A 17,751-nucleotide genomic window follows, 5' to 3' on the forward strand; every position below is an offset into this window, starting at 1 on the left:
TTTCCCTATGACCGAGAACAGGCGCTATTACTACCTCAAACTGAAAGAATATTTCTTCAACAGCGAGACGATGATGATTTTGGAGAGTATGCAGGACGGTCTTCTATACTCCAATCTGCTGCTGAAGATGTACCTTATGTCGCTGAAAAGCGGCGGCATCCTCCTGTTGGGAGATCACTTCCCCCACACGCCACAGACCATCGCCACCTGCACCCGGCATCAGATCGGCACAGTGGAGCGCGGTTTGAAAATCTTCTTGCAGTTGGGGCTTATCGAAATCCTGACTGACGGCGCGTACTACATGACCGACATTCAACTGCTGATTGGTCAGTCCTCCACGGAGGGCGAGAGGAAGAAGCGGGAGCGGAGCCGGTTACAGCGTCAAAAGCTGCTGCCCTCTGGTGGAATGGACATTTGTCCACCCAATAGGCGGGTGGACAAATGTCCGCCTATATTAGAGAAAGAGAAAGATATAGAGTTAGAGATAGATAGAGAGATAGAGGGGGGAGAAATCGCCCCCGCCGTTTTGGGCCGCTATCAAAATGTTTTTCTGTCTGCTGGTGAACTGTCCGAACTGCAAAACGACTTCCCCGCCGTCTGGCAGGAGTATATCGAGAGGTTATCCGAGTACATGGCCTCCACCGGCAAACAGTACCGGAGCCACACCGCCACCATTCGTCGCTGGATAGCGGATGACCGCCGCAAGGCCGCTCCCCCTGCCCGTGACCGGGATTACAGCGTGAAGGACGGTGATACCGTATGACGGAGATCCGCGAGGACGAATATCTTGACCCCGCTGACGGTCTTATTCATTGCCGGAAGTGCAGAGGCCCCCGGCAGGCGGTTATCCCCGACCCGTTCAAGGGCGGCAGTTTCAAGCCCAGGTGTGTCTGTTCCTGCCAACAGGAGGCGGAGCGCCGCCGTAAGGAGGCCGAGGAACGCCGCCAGCGCATGGAGCGCATCAGGCGGCGCAAGGCCCAGGGACTGCAAGACCGATACCTCTACGGCTACACCTTCGCCAACGACAACAGCAAGAACCCGGTCATGGAGAAAGCCCACGCCTATGTCGATCACTGGCCCCAGGCGTTCAAGCGGAACATCGGACTACTGCTGTTCGGAGACGTAGGGACTGGCAAATCCTTCGTAGCCGGGTGCATTGCTAACGCTCTGCTTGACCGGGATGTACCTGTACTCATGACCAACTTTCCCACCATCCTGGCCCGCCTGTGCGGGACGTTCGGTGAGGACAGGACGGACTTTCTGGACAGCCTGGGAGACTATGACCTGTTAATCATAGACGATTTAGGCGCGGAACGCAACACCGAATATGCCCTTGAGCAGATGTTCAGCATCATTGACAGCCGCTATCGCTGTAACAAGCCGCTGATCGTGACCACCAATCTGAAGCTGGACGAGTTAAAGCGCCCACCCGACCTCGCCCACGCCCGTATCTATGACCGGATTTTAGAACGCTGCGCCCCCATTCTCTTTGCCGGAAAGAACTTCCGGGAGGACAACGCCGCCAGCACCAAGGCGGCGGCGCGGCGCATCGTATCACCAGAATAATTTTGAAAATTGGAAAGGAGCCGCCTATGGCAAAAGCGAAGGAGCCTGTTATTACCGTCAGCACCGTGTTCGCCGGGAGGCAGACCGACAGGCAAGCCTTTATTGATTTGATTATACAGAAAAAAGAGATTGCTAAATCGCAAGTTGCGCTTGACATTACCGCTCCCACGCGGTATAATGAAATCACTCCAAACTGCGGCATACACAGCAGGACGGAGGTCATAAATGAGGACTAACACTGTGTATGCCAATTCTTACCCGCAGGAGGTGAGAGCCGCTATCTACTGCCGTCTTTCCAAAGACGATGATCTCAGCGGACCCAGCGCCAGCATCCAGAACCAGCGCGAACTTCTGTGCAGCTATTGTGAGGAACAGGGCTGGCGTGTGGCAGGGATTTTCCAGGACGACGGGTACACCGGGCTGAACATGGACCGCCCCGACTTCCAGCGGATGCTGGGTGCGGTGGAGCGTGGGATGTTCGATGTGATCCTGACGAAAGACCTGTCCCGCCTGGGCCGGAACTACTTGCAGACCGGACAGTTGATCGAAGAATTTTTCCCCAGGAACAAGGTGCGCTATATCGCACTCAATGACGCTGTTGACAGCAATATCGAGAACGATATAACCCCGTTCCGCAACATTCTGAACGAAATGTATAGCCGGGATGTAAGTAAGAAAGTCCATTCGTCCTACTTGACGAAAGCCAAGTCCGGCAAGTTTACCGGATGCCTCGCCCCCTTCGGCTACCGTAAAGACCCGGAGGACAAAAACCGCCTTATCATTGACGAGGACACCGCATGGATTGTCCGAAAAATCTATGATTATGCCCGCAACGGCAGCGGCCCGAACCGCATCCGGCGCAGGCTGGAGGACGAGGAAATCCCCTGCCCCGCGTGGTGGAACCGTCAGAAGGGCTTGCGCGATCACGTCACCAAGTTTGAGCGCGAGAACCCGGAGCGCGGACGGTTTATCTGGGACTTCACTACCATCAAGGAAATCCTGTCTAATCCTGTTTACATCGGCGCTATCGCCTCCCAAAAGGTCAACTACCGTTTCAAGATCGGCTGGATGGGGGATAAGCGGCGCGAGGAATGGATTATCGTTGAGGGGATGCACGAGGCGATTATTGACCGGGACACCTACGACATTGTGCAGGAGAAAGTCAAGAGCCGGAAACGGGCGGACGCCTGGGGGAATTTCAGTCTGTTCGCTGGGCTGGTGAAGTGTGGGCAGTGCGGCAGCACCATGAACATCCGCCGCGCCAATCAGAAGGGCAACGACCGCATCTACACCTGTTCCCGGTACAACAAGTATGGAGTGGCCCACTGTACCCAGCACCGCATCAAGTATGACACGCTTTACAATATCGTGCTGGAACAAATTAGGGCCTGTGCGAGAAAGGCCCTCTCTGATGAACAGGAGGCAGCCGCCCAGCTTCGGGAGAACTGCCAAGCGGACGAGCAGGCCGAGCGCGAGGCCATCCAGCGGAGCATTGACGAGGATACCGAGCGCATCACCGCCCTGGAACGCATCATCAGCCGGGTCTATGAGGATATGATCGCCCAGCGCATCAGCGAGGACAATTTTAACCGCATCCTGGAGAACAGCCAGACCGAACAGGCCACGTTAAAGAACCGTGTCACGCTGAACCGGGAGCGACTGTCCCAGCAGACCCAGGAGCAGGAGGACAACACCCGCTGGCTGGAGATCATCAAGGACTACGCTGACATTCAGGAGCTGGACGCTGTGACGCTGAACCGGCTGGTGCAGAAGATTGTCATTCATGAGGACAAGGACGGCGATACCGTCCGGCAGACGGTAGAAATTCACTTTAACTTCAACAATCAGGCGGATAAGCGCAGACTTATCCGAGAACTGTAACAAAATAGAGCCTATCAATCTGGACAGCAGGGGGATCAGGGTGTACCTAACGGGGCCATGCCGCCGCCAGCCGTGGGCTGTTTCACCAATTTTGGAATGAAACAGCTCATGGCCGGGGGCGGCATCATCGTCATCGGCACGACCCTCATCCCGCTGCTGTCGGGGCTGTTTTAAGGGCGGCGGCTTATGGACTTTCTCACCGACTGGCTCACGGACTGGCTGAAAGAGCTGCTGATTTGCGGCATCATGGGGAACCTTGAGGGGCTCTTTGATACCGTCAATGCCCAGGTCGGAGAGATTGCGGTGCAGGTAGGGACGACCCCGGCGGCATGGAACGCCGGGGTTTTCTCCCTCATCCGCCAGCTTTCCGAGACGGTGATTTTACCCATCGCCGGGCTGGTGCTGACCTTTGTTGCCACCTATGAGCTCATCCAGATGCTCCTTGAAAAAAACAATATGCACGAAGTAGACGTGGCGAACCTCTACAAATGGCTGAAACCGACCTGCAACTGCAAGGGACGGTATCAGCGGAAACCCTGTCCGCGATACACGCGGCAGGCTACGACTATACGGGCGGGGCGGTCATCCCCCGGCCCGGAAAGGAGGAAAAAAATTTGAGCAACGACGTATTACTTACCCCGGAGCAGATTGCCGCCGAGGAGCGCCGCTGGCTGTTCGAGTCTCCCATCGCGGAGCTGGCCGAGGTCAAGGGCGTTACCATTGACGAAGCGGTAAAGATGCGGACGGACGCTGTTCTGCAGGAGGCTGTCATCCCCATCGAGGTGTCGGTGCGGCCCATTGAGCCCCAGGGCAAGCTGATTGGTTTTGCCAGCGTCAACTTCGGCGGCGTGGTGGTGGACGATTTCAAGGTGGTGAACGGGCAGAACGGCATTTTCTTAGGTGCGCCCTCAAAACCCGACCCCACCAGCAGGACGGGCTACCGGGCCACGGTGCGTATCAATGACCGGGCCACCCAGGAGCGGCTGAACGCGGCGGGGGTGGAGGCGTACCATTCGGCGGTTGAGAAACTTATCGCCCGGGCCGAGGCGGTGCGCCCCACGCCCATCCGGGAGCAGATGGATAAGGCGGGAAAGGAGGCCGCGCAGAAAAATGCCGCCCGCTCCGCCCCGGCAAAGGGAAAGGAGGGACGGGATGGCAGATAGCCCGGCTTTGGGACAAAATGTCCCAAACCTTAACCCGGAACCCTCCGGGCTCTACCTCATGGACGGCATCGCGGGCCTGCGCTCCCTCCCGGAGCACTCGGTTGATATGCTTCTGACCGACCCGCCCTACGGCACGACCCGCAACTATTGGGATGTGCCTTTGCCCCTCCCGGAGCTGTGGGAGGCGGTGCGCTGGGCGGTCAAGCCCTCCGGGGCGGTGCTGTTCTTCGCCCAGTGCCCCTATGACAAAATCCTCGGCGCATCCAACCTCTCCATGCTCCGCTATGAGTGGGTGTGGTATAAGAGCCGCTGTACGGGATTTCTCAACGCCCGCCGCGCCCCGCTGAAAAAGACGGAGAATATTTTAGTGTTTTACCAAAAGCTCCCCCTCTACAATCCGCAGTTTGAACAGGGCAAGCCCTATAAGAAAATCGCGTCCCAGCGCGGCCAGAGCCCCAACTATGGGAAATTTGTCCGCTCCGGGAGCGGCTCGGAGGACGGGCGGCGGTTCCCGGGGAACCTGCTTTCATTCCAGACCGTGGCCCATACCGTCCACCCCACGCAGAAGCCCGTGGAGCTGTGCGAGTATCTGATAAAGACCTACACCGCCCCCGGCGAGGTGGTGGCGGACATCTGCGCGGGCTCCGGCACAACGGCCATCGCCGCGCTGAACACGGGCCGGGAGTTTATCTGCTTTGAGACGGCCCCGGCCTTTTACGGCCCGGCCACGGAGCGCATCACACAGGCGCGGGCGGCTGTGGCCGCTGGCGGAAAGGGGGTGTGACTATCGGTAAATATAACGTGATATACGCCGACCCGCCGTGGCGGTACGCCCAAAAGGGCCTGCAAGGCGCGGCGGAGCGGCACTACCCCACAATGGGGATTGAGGAATTATGCGTGTTGCCCGTGGCGGAATTGGCGGCCCCGGACAGCGTTCTTTTTCTGTGGGCCACGTTCCCCCAGCTCCCGGAGGCCCTGCGGCTCATCAAGGCGTGGGGCTTCCAGTATAAGTCCGTGGGCTTTGTCTGGCTGAAAAAGAACAAAAAGGCGGACAGTTGGTTTTACGGGCTGGGCTTTTGGACGCGGGCCAATGCGGAGGTGTGCCTGCTGGCGACCCGTGGGCATCCCCGGCGAAAGGCCCCCAACGTCCACCAGTTCATCATCTCCCCTATCGAGGGCCACAGCAAAAAGCCGGACGAGGCCCGTGAAAAAATCGTGGCCCTTATGGGGGACGTGCCCCGGGTGGAGCTGTTCGCCCGCCAGACGGCCCCCGGCTGGGACGTGTGGGGGAACGAGGTGGAACCTACGGCGGGACTTCAAAATTTCGGGGCCCCCGCAAAGTCGGCAGACTTTGTGGGGAGAGGAGGCACAGCGGAACGGGGCGAGCTTTGGGACAAAATGTCCCGAAGTGAGCGGAGTGAAGTTTGTGCCGACGAGTCCCAAAGGAAAGGAGGCTAAAAATGCCCTATGTGAACGTACCTAACGACCTATCGAAAATCAAGACCAAAATCGCTTTCAATCTGACAAAACGCCAGCTTGTATGCTTTGGCGGCGCGGCCCTTGTGGGAGTCCCCTCCTACCTGCTGGCCCGGAGCTCGTTTGGGAACACGGCGGCACTGTTCCTGATGCTGGGCATCATGCTCCCGGCGTTCCTGCTGGCGATGTATGAGAAAGACGGCCTGCCGCTGGAAAAGGTGGTGAAGAACATCATCCGGGCCAAGTACCTGCGGCCCGGGGTGAGGCCCTACAAGACCGGGAACATCTACGCGCCCTTTACCGGGCAGGCGGGAAAGGAGGCAGTGAATGGAAAACCGAAAAAACAAAAGAAAGAATAAGGCGGCGTTGTCCGCCCAGCAGTCCATCCCCTATGTGGCGATGCACCCGGACGGCGTGTGCCAGCTCCCCGGCGGGCTCTACACAAAGACCGTGGAATATGAGGACATCAATTATTCCGTGGCATCCACCGAGGATCAGTCCGCGATATTCAGCGGGTGGAGCTCGTTCCTCAACTACTTCGACAGCGCGCTCCCCGTCCAGCTCTCCTTTATCAACCGCCGCTCCCACTCCACCAGCCGCTACCATGTGAACATCCCCGCCCAGGCGGACGATTTTGACAGCATCCGGGGCGAGTTCGTGGGGATGCTCAAACGGCAGATTGCCCGGAGCAACAACGGGATTGAACGCTCCAAATATATCACCTTTGGCGTGCCCGCCGAGGGGATTGCCGCCGCCCGGCCCCGGCTTGACCGGGTGGAGGCGGACGTGATGGGGAACCTCCACCGGCTGGGCGTTCCCTCGTCCCCGCTGGACGGGCGGGAGCGGCTGGCCCTCCTGCATGGGCAGATGCACCCCGGACGGCGGGAGCCGTTCCGCTTTTCATGGGGCGATATTTCCAAAACGGGCATGGGGACAAAGGACTTCATCACCCCCAGCGGCGGCTTTGACTTTAGGGGCTCCCGGTTCTTCCGTGTGGGCGGCTTTTGGGGCGCGGCGTCCTATCTTCAGATTTTGGCGTCCGAGCTCTCTGACCGCCTTTTGCGGGAAATTCTGGAGCTGGACGCGGAGCTCACCGTCACCATGCACATCCAGACCGTTGACCAGTTAAAGGCGATAAAGACCATCAAGGGGAAAATCTCGGACATCGACAAGATGAAAGTGGAGGAGCAGAAAAAGGCCGTCCGCGCCGGGTACGACATGGATATACTTCCCCCCGACCTTATCACGTTCAGCAAGGACGCGGCGGAGCTGCTGGGGGATTTGCAGTCCCGGAATGAGCGGATGTTCCTTTTGACGTTCACCGTCATCAACCTCGCCCCCACCCGCCAGCGGCTGGAAAATGACGTGTTCACCGTCTCCGGCATCGCGCAGAAATACAACTGCGCCTTAAAGCGGCTGGACTGGCAGCAGGAGCAGGGCTTTATGTCCTCGCTGGCCCTCGGCTATAACGAGGTGCAGATACAGCGGGGCATGACCACCAGCTCCACCGCGATTTTCATTCCCTTTATGACGCGGGAGCTCCGCATGGGCGGGCAGGCCCTCTACTACGGCATGAACGCGCTTTCCCACAATGTCATCATGGCTGACCGGAAAAAGCTGAAATCCGCCAATGGGATGTATCTTGGCTCCACGGGCTCCGGCAAGAGCTTTGCCGCCAAACGGGAATTGATAAACGTCTTTCTTGCCACAAGTGACCGCATCGTTATCGTTGACCCGATGGGGGAATATTCCCCGCTGGTACGGCGGCTGGGCGGGCAGGTCATTGAGATTGCCCCGGACAGCCCCCACCACATCAACCCGATGGATATTGAAATCGGTTTGAATGACGAGGACAGCCCCCTTTCCATGAAAGCGGATTTTCTGCTTTCCCTCTGTGAGCTGGTGGTAGGCGGCAAGGACGGCCTGCAACCTATTGAAAAGACCGTGATTGACCGCTGTGTGCGGCTGGTGTACCGGGAGCTTGCGCTGGGGCTGGAGGGCGCAAAGATGCCTTTGCTCCAGAGCTTGTACGAGGAATTACTCAAACAGCCGGAGCCGGAGGCGAAACGTGTGGCGACTGCGCTGGAGCTCTACTGTACGGGCTCCCTCAATCTGTTCAACCACCCGACCAATGTGGACTTGAGCTCCCGGGTGGTGTGCATCGTGCTGAAAGGGCTGGGGGAGAACCTCCGCAAGATTGCGATGCACGTCACCAACGAGTTTGTCACCTCGGCGGTGAATACCAACTATAAAAGCGGCGCGGCGACGTGGTGCTACTTTGACGAGTTCCACATCCTGCTCCGCGACCCGCTGACCGCCAGCTACTTTGTGGCGGTGTGGAAGATGCTCCGCAAAAAGGGCTGTGTGCCCTCGGCCCTCACGCAGAACGTGAAAGACCTTTTGGCCAGCCGGGAAATCGAGAACATACTGGATAACACCGATTTTCTTGTTCTGCTCTCCCAGGCCCAGAGTGGGGGCCACCACCTACCCCGCCCAGGACGGGGATATGCTGGGGGCCGAGGCCGCCTACTGTTCACTGGAGGCGGAGCTCCAGCATTATCTGGATACCTACGAAAGTACCCACGACTATGACGAGTACCATTACGATTTAGACGCTATCGAACATGACCCCTATGTGCTGGTTTCCATTCTGAGCGCATGGCACGAGGGGGAATGGACGCTGGCGGATGTCCAGCCCACCTTGCAGATGCTCTTTGACCGCCAGTACACGCTGACCGAAAACGTGGTAAAGGAGCGGCGGTACTACATCGAAACGGATACATGGACGGACGAGGAGGGCAACACCCACACTGACAGCTACCGGGTATATTACGATTATTATATCTGCACTGTGACGCTGGATAACTTCAACCTTTCCCATCTTCCTATCTATATCATGGGGGAGGAAAAGGTTTCCCGGTATTCCCTCTACATGGCCACGCTGGGGAACCGCCCCGACCTCTTTCCCGGCTCGTCCTATGTGGGGAAATACACCAGCCCGCCGGAGGGCTACGAAGTGCCGGGGGAATATCTGGACGATGAAACATTCGCGGCGATGCTCTCCGAGGCCGAGAAATACCTCGGTTATCCCTATGTATGGGGCGGGAGCTCCCCGGCCACGTCCTTTGACTGCTCTGGCTTTGTAAGCTGGGTTATCAATCACAGTGGCTGGAACGTGGGACGGCTGGGGGCCCAGGGGCTTTACAACATCTGCACCAGAACCAGTTCCCCGCGCCCCGGAGATTTGGTTTTTTTCAAGGGAACCTATGACACTCCGGGAGTCTCCCATTGTGGCATCTATGTGGGGGACGGGATGATGATACACTGTGGCGACCCGATACAGTACGCCAACCTAAACAGCAGCTACTGGCAGGCCCACTTCTACGCCTACGGGCGTTTACCATGAAAAGGAGGTTTTCAATGGCGATAAGCAAGAGCGCAAAAATCATGGCCGAGATGGAAAAGGTCAAGGCCAAAATCAGCGACCAGCAGGCCCGGCTGAAAGAGCTGGAACAGAAACACAAGGAGGCCGAGAACGAGGAAATCGTGGACATCGTGCGGGGCATGAGCATTTCCCTTGAGGAGCTCCCGCTGGTGCTCCAGCGCATCAAGGCCGGGGACACTTTGGGACAAAATGTCCCGAAGTCCGCCGGGCCGGAAAAGGAGGACGCGGAATGAAAGGAAAAAAATATCGTGTAGTGGCGGCGGCTCTGTGCGCCGCTTTTTTGCTGTGCGGCATCACCACCACGGCCTACGCCGGGGGCGGCGAGGAATGGGAGGACGGTACGGGCGGCCCGGAGTGGGAGGGGCTTGACCCCGTGGAGCCCCCGGCCACCCCGGAGCCGGAACCCGAGCCCAACCCATTCACCCCGGACGGCCAGGGGACGATGGTGGATAACGCCACCGACCAGGACGGCAAGGAATTTTTCACCATCATGGCGGCAGACGAGTCCGTGTTCTATCTGGTGATTGACCGCCAGCGGGAGACGGAAAATGTGTACTTTCTGAACGCCGTCACCGTGGCCGATTTAATGGCCCTTGCGGAGCCCTCCCCGGAGGCTGTCCCCGAACCGCTCCCGGAGCCGGAGCCCGAACCTGCTACCGAGCCGGAGCCGGAGCCCGAGCCGGAAAAATCCGGCGGGGCTGGGACGCTCCTGCTGGTGCTGGCGGTGCTGGCTATCGGCGGCGGGGCTGGGTGGTACTTCAAGATATACCGCCCCAAACAACAGCTGGCCGCCGCGCCCGGTGAGGACTTTGACGAGGCCGAGGAATACGGCGAGGACTATGGCGGCGGTGAATATGACGACCTCCCCCCGTGGGATGAGGAAGAAGAAAAGGAGGACGGAGAATGAATTTCACAAACAACCCTTTGGAACGGGAAATGAAACGCCGCCCCCGGCCCCGGGCTCCCCGCCCGGAAAAGCCCCGGGAGGGCTCCCGGTGCTGTGGCTGTCCCTACTGGCGCGGCATCCCTTGCGGCTCCTGCTTTCAGAGCCTTTTGAAAAAGCCGGGCGGGAGGTGATATTTTGCGCGAGCTGACCCGTGAGGAAAAGGCGGCCATCCGCTCCCTTGTCACAAAATGGTGCGCCAACTATGACCGGGAAATGGGATGCTTGCCTTTGGACTGCGAGTGCTATATGCTGGGGAAGTGCTGGACGGGTGCTTACTGCCGCTACTTCCGGGAGGCCGTCCTGCCGCTGAACCCGGTGCTGGAGGCCGCCCTCAATACCGAGGGGCCCGCCCCGGAAACCCGGCCCTGTCCTGTCTGCGGGCGGCCCTTTCTCCCGGACGGGCGACGGCGCTATTGCTCCGAGGCTTGCTCCAAGGCCGCAAGGCAGAAGAAACAGCGGGGATATATGCGGAAATACCGGGGGTGAGGCGTGAGCATTTGGGGGTATAGAACCCCGCTGTTTTCAAGGCTTTCCGGGGCCACTTTTGGGGCGGGGCGTACTTTTACACGTCCTGCCCCGATTTCCCAAAATAGTGCTAACATTTCGAGAGGAGGTTCCTATGGACAGAAATCAAGGCTATACAATCTTAAAGGCCGTCATGCTGGAGAATGGCCGGGGCTTTGCGCTGGGGGAGCATCCCCGGGCCCCCTCCCCCTTTGTGACGTGGGCCTGCTATGATGACGAACACGGCGCAAGGCAGTATGAATGGGGGCATTATGGCAGTGACCGGGCCGCGCTGGAGCAGGACTTGCTGGAGCGTGTGGAAAGCTACCAGCAGCAGTTCTCCGTCAAGGTGGCGCAGATTGAGGCCCCCGGCCTTTACAAGTATTATTCCACCCAGCGGCCCGTTGACATCGGCACGTTCCCCAAGCCTGCAGGCAACGCCCCGGACGAAATCGTAAACTACGACAAGCGCGTACCCGTGGAGGGCGGCGCGTTCCTTGCGTGGGGGCATCTGACCTACACAAAGCCCTTGACGGAAAAGCAGGCGGCGGACTATGAGCTCCGGCCCGCCCCGGAGGTGTCCGGCCTACTGCGGGACGGCGGCAGGCCCCGCCCGATTGCCGAGCAGATGAAAGAGGCGGCGAGGATGGCCGGGGAACGGCAGGCCCCCACCGCGCCCAAACGGAACGCGCCCGACCGGGGCGATAGGTAACGTGGCCGGAAAAAAGCGCCGCCGCCCCATCCATCTCCATGTGATGGTGTCTGAGGAAGAGCAGGCACTTATCCAGGAACGCATGGCCCAGGCGGGCATCCGCAACATGGGGGCCTATATGCGCCGGATGGCCCTCTGCGGCTATGTGCTCCAGATTGACCTTGCCCCCGTCCGGGAGCTGGTGTCCCTCCAGCGGCGATGCTCAAACAATCTCAATCAAGTGGCCATCCATGCCAACACCTACGGGGGCATCTACCCCGAGGAAATATCGGCCCTCCAGCGGGACTACTCCGCTTTGTGGGGCCCTCTGTCTGATTTGCTGAAACAGCTTTCCGCGCTGGTGGAGCTGTGACTTGCTGGGGAGCGGTGCTGTGCCGCTCCCCGGCTTTTTTCGTACTTCGGGACATTTTGTCCCAAAGTCCCAACGAGAGGAGGTGCTACCACGGCCACGACCTACATCCGGCCCTACAAGCAGGCGGCGGGACTGAGCGCCGTCCAGACGATGGAGGAGCGGTTTGCCTACGGGCTCAACCCCCAAAAGCTGGGGGCCGTGTCCTCCCACCTTTGCGACCCGGCCACAGCCGCCGCCGAGTTTCTGCTGGTGAAAAGCGAATACCAGGCGGCCACGGCCCGGCCCGTGGAGCGCGGGGCTCTGTTCTTCCAGATACGGCAGGCGTTCCCGCCCGGTGAGGTGACGGCGGAGGAGGCAAACAAGCTGGGCTTTGAAACGGCGATGCGCTGGACGAAAGGCAAGTACCAGTTTTTCGTCTGCACCCATACCGACAAGGGCCATCTGCACAACCACATCTATTTCAATTCCACGGCCTTTGACTGCTCCCGGAAATTTCATAACTTCCTCGGCTCCAGCTTTGCCCTCCGGCGGCTGTCTGACCGGGTATGTCTGGAGCATGATTTGTCCGTGATACAAAATCCCAAACAGCACAGCAAGGGCCGTTTCCTCCACTATGGCCAGTGGATAGGCGACAAGCCGCCCTCCGCACAGCATCGGGTGCGGCTGGCAATCATCGCGGCTCTCGAAAAAAAGCCCGCCGACTTTGCCGCGTTCCTGCGGCTGATGGAGGAGTCCGGCTTTGCCGTCAAGCGCGGGCGTGGCGGCGTGGTGTCGTTCCTCGCGCCGGGGCAGGACAAGTACACCCGGCTCCGGGCATCCACCCTTGGCCCCGGCTTTGACCCCGAGGACATCCGGGCGGTAATCAACGGGGAACGGCCCCTCCCGGAGCTCCCCAAGGATGCGCCGCCCCCGCCCCGGCAGGTGAGCCTTATCATTGACATTCAACAGCGCATGGCCCAGGGCAAGGGCCCCGCCTATGAACGCTGGGCCAAGGTCTACAACCTAAAGCAGATGGCCGCAGCCCTCCAGTTCCTGCAAGAAAACAAACTGACCGACTATGACGCGCTGGCGGCCAAAACCGAGGCGGCGGTTGACCGGGCCCACGCGCTGGCCGGGGAGCTCCAGACCACCGAGGCCGCCCTCTCCAAAGTCTCCGGGCTGATGGGGGCCGTGGTGGACTATGCCAAGGCCCGGCCCGTGTTTGACGGCTACAAGGCGGCCCGGTACTCGAAAAAATACCTTGCCGAGCACGAGGCGGAGCTTGCCACTTACCGGGCGGCCCGGGCCGCTATGAATGAATTGTTAGGCGGCGAAAAGCTCCCCAAAATGGACGTGCTGAAAAAACAGCGGCGGGAGCTGGCGGATAAGAAAAAGGCCCTCTATGCCGAGTATCGGCGGGCCCAGCGGGATATGCGGGAGGCCGTGGCGGTCAAGGCCAACATCGACCATCTGCTCGGCCTGACGGACGGGCGGGACAATAAGGAACAGACGCGATAGCGGCGGTGACGCAGCCAACCTCTTTGGGACATTTTGTCCCAAAGAGCCGGGTTTGGGGAGGCTCCCCAACAAGCATTTTTGCGGGCCTGCGGCCCAGTAAAAATTTCGGAGTGTGGCCACACCCGAATTGCTTGCCGTTTCGTGCGCTCCCCCATACATGGCGCGAAAAACGGAGGCCGCGCTTTTCCTTACGCTCCCTCCGTTTCTCTGGCTTTTCTGATACCCTCTGCGGCTCCCTCTATGATGATAAGCTCCTTTTCGTCCATTCCGTTCAGCATCCGGTCAATGTGTTTCCGGCGCTCACTCTCGCCGCCCAGCTTGTCCGGGTAGAAAAATTCATCCACGGAAATATCAAAAAGGGTAACGAGCTTGTAAAAGGCGTTGAGGCTGGTGTGCTGGCCCCGGTTCTCAATATACATGATGGAGCGAGGGGTGAGGTCTACAAGCTGGGCCAGGTGCTCCTGCGTCCAGCCTTTGGCTTTTCGTCTGCGCTTGATTTCTTGGCCCAGGGCATGACAGTCCAGGCGTTTTTCATATTGGTACATTCTCACATCACCCCTATATTATTCTACATTTCGGGGTGGAATATGAGAACGAAACACAATTTTATTTTTAAGTAGTTTTTTATTTCGTGTTTTTTTCTTGCTTGCGGGCTTGACAAAAGTACAACGCTATGTTATATTTTTAATGTCAACATCGCGTCATACATTAAGGAGGAAAGAAACATGGTGCAACAACTATCAGATGCTGAACTTGAAATTATGAAAATCGTGTGGGGGAACCCGGAGGAGGTGACATTGTTCCCCTATATCATGGATGGACTGGCGGCCAAAGGAAAACCGTGTCAAAAAAATACATTGATTGTCCTTTTGTCGCGGCTGATTAACAAGGGTTTTCTAAGTGCTAAAAAAATTGGACGGCGCAACGAATATACAACACTGGTTTCAGAAACGGAATATCAGACGGCACAAACAAAAAATTTCTTGGATAAAATCTATGAGGGAAACGCAAGTGGACTGGTTTCTAATTTGATTTTAGGTGATTTGTTGGCAGACGAGGAATATGAAGAGCTGAAAAAGCTGCTGGAGAAAGGGCGAGAAAAATGAACATGGTTTTGAAAGTCTTTTTGTCTATGTCTTTTTCCGGAGCCCTGCTCATTCTGGCTTTGGTTTGTGGTGAACGATTTTTGAAACATAAAATCAGCCGACAGTGGCAGTATTATATTTGGCTCATTGTTATCCTGCGGTTGTTGCTTCCCTTTGGGCCAGAAACAAATTTGATGGGGAAAACCTATCAAGCCGTCGATGAAGCAATAACACAGAACACTTCTTTATCGGAAGCACAAGAGCCAGTTAATGCTCCGGGAAATGTTCTCCCCCCTGCTGTTGGTTCGGAGCCGGATAACGAAAACACAAATAGCCCGGTAGAAGAATTGGTAACTGCACATCCACTTAAAGACATCACATCACTGTTGATAAATCATATCTGGCTAATTTGGCTAATGGTTGCGCTGGGTATGCTGATACGGAAAGTAACAATCTATCAAGGCTTTATACGGTATATCAATGCTGGATTATCCCCCGTTTCTGACATGGGAATTTTAGACCGTCTTTCCGTTGTTGCAGAGCGGGTGGGTATAAAAAAACCGATTGAATTATGTGTCAATCCGTTGATTTCTTCTCCGCTGTTAATTGGATTTTTCCACCCATGTATCGTATTGCCGAGCGTGGATATTTCCGAAAAGGATTTTCAGTATATCGTCCTGCACGAACTGACACATTATAAGCGGCGGGATATGTTTTATAAGTGGCTGGTGCAGGTTACAGTCTGTCTACATTGGTTTAACCCTTTCGTCCATCTCATGAGTCGGGAAATCACAAAAGCGTGCGAGTTTTCTTGTGATGAGGCAGTCCTTACAAAAATGGGATATGGCAACGCGCAAGAGTATGGAAATACCTTACTTGACGCTATGGCGGCAGTCGGAAGATACAAGGAAAATCTTGGGGCTGTCACTTTAAGCGAAAATAAACAGCTATTAAAAGAAAGGTTAGGTGCAATTATGAAATTTAAGGAACAGTCAAGGACAGTTAAAATGTTGACATTTGCTCTGACATTGTGCGTACTTTTAGGTGCGGCTTTTGTTGGCGTTTTCCCTGTTGCCGCGGCAACTGATCGCACAACACGCAAGCCCCAGGTGGCTGTGGATAAAACTCCCACACAAGGGAATACAAGCACAAGCAGTAAGGACTATGCAACCCAGGCGGAGCGGTACTATGAGGCTGACAGCCTACCGTTGTTTGAAATCACTTTTCCCCGGTTGGATGAAAATACGCAAAAGAAATGGCTGGAAAAGTTCTATGCTGATGAGGACTTTGCCTTTTTCTCTGTTGCTGTATGTTGGATTGACACAAATTCCGCTTTGTTTACCGACTTCGCTGAAAAAGCGTATGACGATGAAGAAATGGCGTTTTTCTCCATCTTGATAGACTGTATGGACGAAGCGGAACTGGAACTTTGGCTGGACAGGGCTTTGGAAGATGGAAATTGGGCATTTCAATCCATGCTCTTTGATAAGCTAAACCGAAGCGAGGAATTTGACGAGCTTGAAGAAAAGCAGAAAAAAGAATGGGCCGAAGCGCAGACGGCGGAATACCGGGCTGTGGGCGTTACAATGGACGGCAAAGACTATTATTACCAGGGCCAGCTTGTCAACATCTTTTTAGACATCCGGCCTAACAAATCCGTTTACACGCTGAATATGAACCCCAAAGGGACTGTTAATATCAAAATAGTCCGTGATGCAGAAAACAAAATCACAGGCGTTTCTTATATGACTGAGGCGGAAGTAACTGAACTGCTGGAAGATATGAGTGACCCAGATGATAAATAAACGCATGAAAAAAATCAAAGCCGCTCAACGGTAAATAAAAAAACCGTTGTTTCGGCGGCTGATTATCTGCGCGCCAAAACAAAATACAGTGGCCTAACGGCGGTTTTGAAATAACAAATTTCAAGCCGCCGTTTTCTTTTGAAAAATAGAATACGGAGGGTGTATTAAAGTCACCCATTTTTAAGGACACGGCGGTATCCAGGAGGTATCGTTGTGTCCTTTTTTATCTGCACTCAAGTTAATTCGTTAAAAAAAGTTTAGCCCCTCCACCGGGTTACTCCGGCCAACAACGCGAAATTTGCAAGTACATAAAGAACTACGTCATTTCATGCGCCCGCACAGTACAACGCTGTGCGGGCGTTGTCGTTTCTTGTCGGCTCCACTTCGGGACAAACAGTCCCAAGGTGCGGGGCGGCTCCCCCGGGTGTCGCTCCCCGCCGCCCTCCATATCGTTTCCCGGCAACCCATCCACAAAAAACGATATGGAGGTACATACCATGACTATTATCAATCTGCGCGACTTTTATTACTGGTACACCCAGGACGAATATATTGAGGTTACTGACGATGTGGCCGAGGCGCTCCGGGCCAGCGTCCGCTATGAGGCGGCCTATACCGAGCGTGTCCGCTACAACAAGGCGTACTATTCCTTGGATGCGGATGACGGCATCGAGTATTCCGCCTGCCTGCACGAGCTCACCCCGGACGAGGTTCTGGAGCTCAAGGAGCGGTTCTGCCGTTTGTGGAACGCGCTGAACAGCCTGCCGGAAACCCAGGGCCGCCGGGTGGACGCTCACTTTATCCTCGGCATGACCTACCGGGAGATTGCCAAAGCCGAGGGCGTGGATAAGAGCGCGGTGCGGCGCTCCGTTCTCAGCGGCATCGCACAGATGAAAAAATATTTGAGAAAAAATCCGTGATTGCCGTCTCCATTTGCTCCATTTTTCTGGTGGTATATGAGAGGAAGTTTTTTCTTCTCTACAACTGAATAGTGGGCGGCCCCGGGTGAACGCGGGGAGCCGGGCGGCGGGTGCGCTATGACTTCTCCCACGGGAGGACGAGCGACCAACACCACCGCCGCGAGTGGGGAACCTGCCAGCCCCACGGCCACGATCCGCGAGGGACAAGCTGGCCGCTTGCCGCTTGGGGCCGCCGCACAAAACAAGGGAACGCCGGGCCGCTACTCGCTGTCTTTTGACGGGCCAAACATACGGGCCCGGCGCTCCCCATTTCAAACAAGTTCGAGACAAATTGTCCCAAGGTGAGGACAGGCTAAAGGGCGGCACTTTTCGGAGTGCTGCCTTTTCGCGTTTCCCCAC

Annotated in this window: 20 protein-coding genes and 4 pseudogenes; 23 read left to right on the forward strand and 1 reads right to left on the reverse strand. The window is 56.8% G+C overall.

The genetic code is table 11. The features are described 5' to 3' along the window. The first annotated feature begins 7 nt into the window (after positions 1-7). The 20 genes and pseudogenes from ADH66_RS03655 (at position 8) to ADH66_RS03740 (ending at position 13,542) form a co-directional block, all read left to right on the forward strand. Positions 8-763, forward strand: a complete 756-nt coding sequence (locus ADH66_RS03655; protein ID WP_066535566.1) for a phage replisome organizer N-terminal domain-containing protein — start codon at positions 8-10, stop codon at positions 761-763. Beyond that, the gene (locus ADH66_RS03660; protein WP_066535563.1) at positions 760-1,566 is read left to right on the forward strand and encodes an ATP-binding protein; all 807 of its coding nucleotides are present in this window, start codon (positions 760-762) and stop codon (positions 1,564-1,566) included. Before ADH66_RS03655 ends, ADH66_RS03660 begins: the two co-directional genes overlap by 4 nt. Before the next feature lie 26 nt (positions 1,567-1,592). Further along, positions 1,593-1,802: a hypothetical protein gene (locus ADH66_RS03665; RefSeq protein WP_066535560.1), complete on the forward strand. Its 210-nt coding sequence runs from the start codon at positions 1,593-1,595 to the stop codon at positions 1,800-1,802. Then, on the forward strand, positions 1,792-3,447 hold the full coding sequence (locus tag ADH66_RS03670; RefSeq protein ID WP_066535559.1) for a recombinase family protein: 1,656 nt from the start codon (positions 1,792-1,794) through the stop codon (positions 3,445-3,447). The genes ADH66_RS03665 and ADH66_RS03670 overlap by 11 nt, the downstream gene beginning before the upstream one ends. 93 nt (positions 3,448-3,540) lie before the next feature. Continuing rightward, positions 3,541-3,621: pseudogene (locus tag ADH66_RS03675) on the forward strand (Maff2 family mobile element protein); the annotation flags it as partial. 12 nt (positions 3,622-3,633) lie between these two features. Beyond that, positions 3,634-3,951 (forward strand): annotated as a pseudogene (locus ADH66_RS03680) (VirB6/TrbL-like conjugal transfer protein, CD1112 family); the annotation flags it as partial. Further along, positions 3,936-3,989 (forward strand): annotated as a pseudogene (locus ADH66_RS21600) (hypothetical protein); the annotation flags it as partial. The pseudogenes ADH66_RS03680 and ADH66_RS21600, both read left to right, overlap by 16 nt. A gap of 72 nt (positions 3,990-4,061) precedes the next feature. Further along, positions 4,062-4,610 (forward strand): septation protein SpoVG family protein, encoded by a 549-nt coding sequence (locus ADH66_RS03685; protein WP_066535558.1) that lies wholly within the window; start codon positions 4,062-4,064, stop codon positions 4,608-4,610. After that, positions 4,600-5,394 (forward strand): DNA-methyltransferase, encoded by a 795-nt coding sequence (locus ADH66_RS03690; protein ID WP_066535557.1) that lies wholly within the window; start codon positions 4,600-4,602, stop codon positions 5,392-5,394. The genes ADH66_RS03685 and ADH66_RS03690 overlap by 11 nt, the downstream gene beginning before the upstream one ends. After that, positions 5,391-5,927 (forward strand): annotated as a pseudogene (locus tag ADH66_RS03695) (MT-A70 family methyltransferase); the annotation flags it as partial. The gene ADH66_RS03690 and the pseudogene ADH66_RS03695, both read left to right, overlap by 4 nt. 143 nt (positions 5,928-6,070) lie before the next feature. Continuing rightward, positions 6,071-6,445, forward strand: a complete 375-nt coding sequence (locus tag ADH66_RS03700; protein ID WP_066535556.1) for a PrgI family protein — start codon at positions 6,071-6,073, stop codon at positions 6,443-6,445. Further along, positions 6,414-8,678 carry a VirB4-like conjugal transfer ATPase, CD1110 family gene (locus ADH66_RS03705; RefSeq protein WP_236757178.1) on the forward strand — a complete coding sequence of 755 codons (2,265 nt, stop codon included), beginning with the start codon at positions 6,414-6,416 and terminating at the stop codon, positions 8,676-8,678. The genes ADH66_RS03700 and ADH66_RS03705 overlap by 32 nt, the downstream gene beginning before the upstream one ends. Then, the gene (locus ADH66_RS03710) at positions 8,593-9,492 is read left to right on the forward strand and encodes a C40 family peptidase (protein ID WP_236757179.1); all 900 of its coding nucleotides are present in this window, start codon (positions 8,593-8,595) and stop codon (positions 9,490-9,492) included. Before ADH66_RS03705 ends, ADH66_RS03710 begins: the two co-directional genes overlap by 86 nt. 14 nt (positions 9,493-9,506) lie before the next feature. Further along, positions 9,507-9,764 carry a DUF4315 family protein gene (locus tag ADH66_RS03715; RefSeq protein ID WP_066535554.1) on the forward strand — a complete coding sequence of 86 codons (258 nt, stop codon included), beginning with the start codon at positions 9,507-9,509 and terminating at the stop codon, positions 9,762-9,764. Continuing rightward, positions 9,761-10,438, forward strand: a complete 678-nt coding sequence (locus ADH66_RS03720) for a CD1107 family mobile element protein (RefSeq protein WP_066535552.1) — start codon at positions 9,761-9,763, stop codon at positions 10,436-10,438. The genes ADH66_RS03715 and ADH66_RS03720 overlap by 4 nt, the downstream gene beginning before the upstream one ends. After that, positions 10,435-10,608 carry a hypothetical protein gene (locus ADH66_RS20400; protein WP_169714842.1) on the forward strand — a complete coding sequence of 58 codons (174 nt, stop codon included), beginning with the start codon at positions 10,435-10,437 and terminating at the stop codon, positions 10,606-10,608. Before ADH66_RS03720 ends, ADH66_RS20400 begins: the two co-directional genes overlap by 4 nt. A gap of 4 nt (positions 10,609-10,612) precedes the next feature. Beyond that, positions 10,613-10,963: a cysteine-rich VLP domain-containing protein gene (locus ADH66_RS03725; protein WP_084384258.1), complete on the forward strand. Its 351-nt coding sequence runs from the start codon at positions 10,613-10,615 to the stop codon at positions 10,961-10,963. Positions 10,964-11,096: 133 nt separating this feature from the next. Continuing rightward, positions 11,097-11,693 carry a defense against restriction DarA-related protein gene (locus tag ADH66_RS03730; protein WP_066535548.1) on the forward strand — a complete coding sequence of 199 codons (597 nt, stop codon included), beginning with the start codon at positions 11,097-11,099 and terminating at the stop codon, positions 11,691-11,693. A gap of 1 nt (position 11,694) precedes the next feature. After that, on the forward strand, positions 11,695-12,045 hold the full coding sequence (locus tag ADH66_RS03735; RefSeq protein WP_407922910.1) for a plasmid mobilization protein: 351 nt from the start codon (positions 11,695-11,697) through the stop codon (positions 12,043-12,045). Between the two features lie 150 nt (positions 12,046-12,195). Continuing rightward, positions 12,196-13,542 (forward strand): relaxase/mobilization nuclease domain-containing protein, encoded by a 1,347-nt coding sequence (locus tag ADH66_RS03740; protein ID WP_066535543.1) that lies wholly within the window; start codon positions 12,196-12,198, stop codon positions 13,540-13,542. A 188-nt stretch (positions 13,543-13,730) separates the two neighbouring features. Here ADH66_RS03740 and ADH66_RS03745 read toward each other — a convergent pair whose 3' ends face one another. Further along, entirely contained in the window at positions 13,731-14,087 is a 357-nt protein-coding gene (locus ADH66_RS03745) for a helix-turn-helix domain-containing protein (protein ID WP_066535542.1), read from the reverse strand. Positions 14,088-14,267: 180 nt separating this feature from the next. Here ADH66_RS03745 and ADH66_RS03750 point away from each other — a divergent pair, with 180 nt between their 5' ends. From ADH66_RS03750 to ADH66_RS03760, 3 genes are all read left to right on the forward strand, one after another. After that, positions 14,268-14,648, forward strand: a complete 381-nt coding sequence (locus tag ADH66_RS03750) for a BlaI/MecI/CopY family transcriptional regulator (protein ID WP_066535541.1) — start codon at positions 14,268-14,270, stop codon at positions 14,646-14,648. Then, positions 14,645-16,432, forward strand: coding sequence for a M56 family metallopeptidase (locus tag ADH66_RS03755; RefSeq protein ID WP_066535536.1), 1,788 nt, complete (start codon positions 14,645-14,647; stop codon positions 16,430-16,432). Before ADH66_RS03750 ends, ADH66_RS03755 begins: the two co-directional genes overlap by 4 nt. Positions 16,433-16,929: 497 nt before the next feature. Then, positions 16,930-17,352 (forward strand): sigma-70 family RNA polymerase sigma factor, encoded by a 423-nt coding sequence (locus ADH66_RS03760; protein WP_066535533.1) that lies wholly within the window; start codon positions 16,930-16,932, stop codon positions 17,350-17,352. Positions 17,353-17,751 lie beyond the last annotated feature (399 nt).

Source organism: Acutalibacter muris (assembly GCF_002201475.1).
Classification (GTDB): domain Bacteria; phylum Bacillota; class Clostridia; order Oscillospirales; family Acutalibacteraceae; genus Acutalibacter; species Acutalibacter muris.

Coding starts and splice junctions, on each gene's coding strand:
- ADH66_RS03740 (WP_066535543.1), top strand. CDS start 12,196: ATGGAGGAGCGGTTTGCCTACGGGCTCAACCCCCAAAAGCTGGGGGCC.
- ADH66_RS03715 (WP_066535554.1), top strand. CDS start 9,507: ATGGCGATAAGCAAGAGCGCAAAAATCATGGCCGAGATGGAAAAGGTC.
- ADH66_RS03705 (WP_236757178.1), top strand. CDS start 6,414: ATGGAAAACCGAAAAAACAAAAGAAAGAATAAGGCGGCGTTGTCCGCC.
- ADH66_RS03665 (WP_066535560.1), top strand. CDS start 1,593: ATGGCAAAAGCGAAGGAGCCTGTTATTACCGTCAGCACCGTGTTCGCC.
- ADH66_RS20400 (WP_169714842.1), top strand. CDS start 10,435: ATGAATTTCACAAACAACCCTTTGGAACGGGAAATGAAACGCCGCCCC.
- ADH66_RS03730 (WP_066535548.1), top strand. CDS start 11,097: ATGGACAGAAATCAAGGCTATACAATCTTAAAGGCCGTCATGCTGGAG.
- ADH66_RS03655 (WP_066535566.1), top strand. CDS start 8: ATGACCGAGAACAGGCGCTATTACTACCTCAAACTGAAAGAATATTTC.
- ADH66_RS03660 (WP_066535563.1), top strand. CDS start 760: ATGACGGAGATCCGCGAGGACGAATATCTTGACCCCGCTGACGGTCTT.
- ADH66_RS03720 (WP_066535552.1), top strand. CDS start 9,761: ATGAAAGGAAAAAAATATCGTGTAGTGGCGGCGGCTCTGTGCGCCGCT.
- ADH66_RS03750 (WP_066535541.1), top strand. CDS start 14,268: ATGGTGCAACAACTATCAGATGCTGAACTTGAAATTATGAAAATCGTG.
- ADH66_RS03755 (WP_066535536.1), top strand. CDS start 14,645: ATGAACATGGTTTTGAAAGTCTTTTTGTCTATGTCTTTTTCCGGAGCC.
- ADH66_RS03670 (WP_066535559.1), top strand. CDS start 1,792: ATGAGGACTAACACTGTGTATGCCAATTCTTACCCGCAGGAGGTGAGA.
- ADH66_RS03745 (WP_066535542.1), bottom strand. CDS start 14,087: ATGTACCAATATGAAAAACGCCTGGACTGTCATGCCCTGGGCCAAGAA.
- ADH66_RS03700 (WP_066535556.1), top strand. CDS start 6,071: ATGCCCTATGTGAACGTACCTAACGACCTATCGAAAATCAAGACCAAA.
- ADH66_RS03690 (WP_066535557.1), top strand. CDS start 4,600: ATGGCAGATAGCCCGGCTTTGGGACAAAATGTCCCAAACCTTAACCCG.
- ADH66_RS03710 (WP_236757179.1), top strand. CDS start 8,593: ATGCTGGGGGCCGAGGCCGCCTACTGTTCACTGGAGGCGGAGCTCCAG.
- ADH66_RS03760 (WP_066535533.1), top strand. CDS start 16,930: ATGACTATTATCAATCTGCGCGACTTTTATTACTGGTACACCCAGGAC.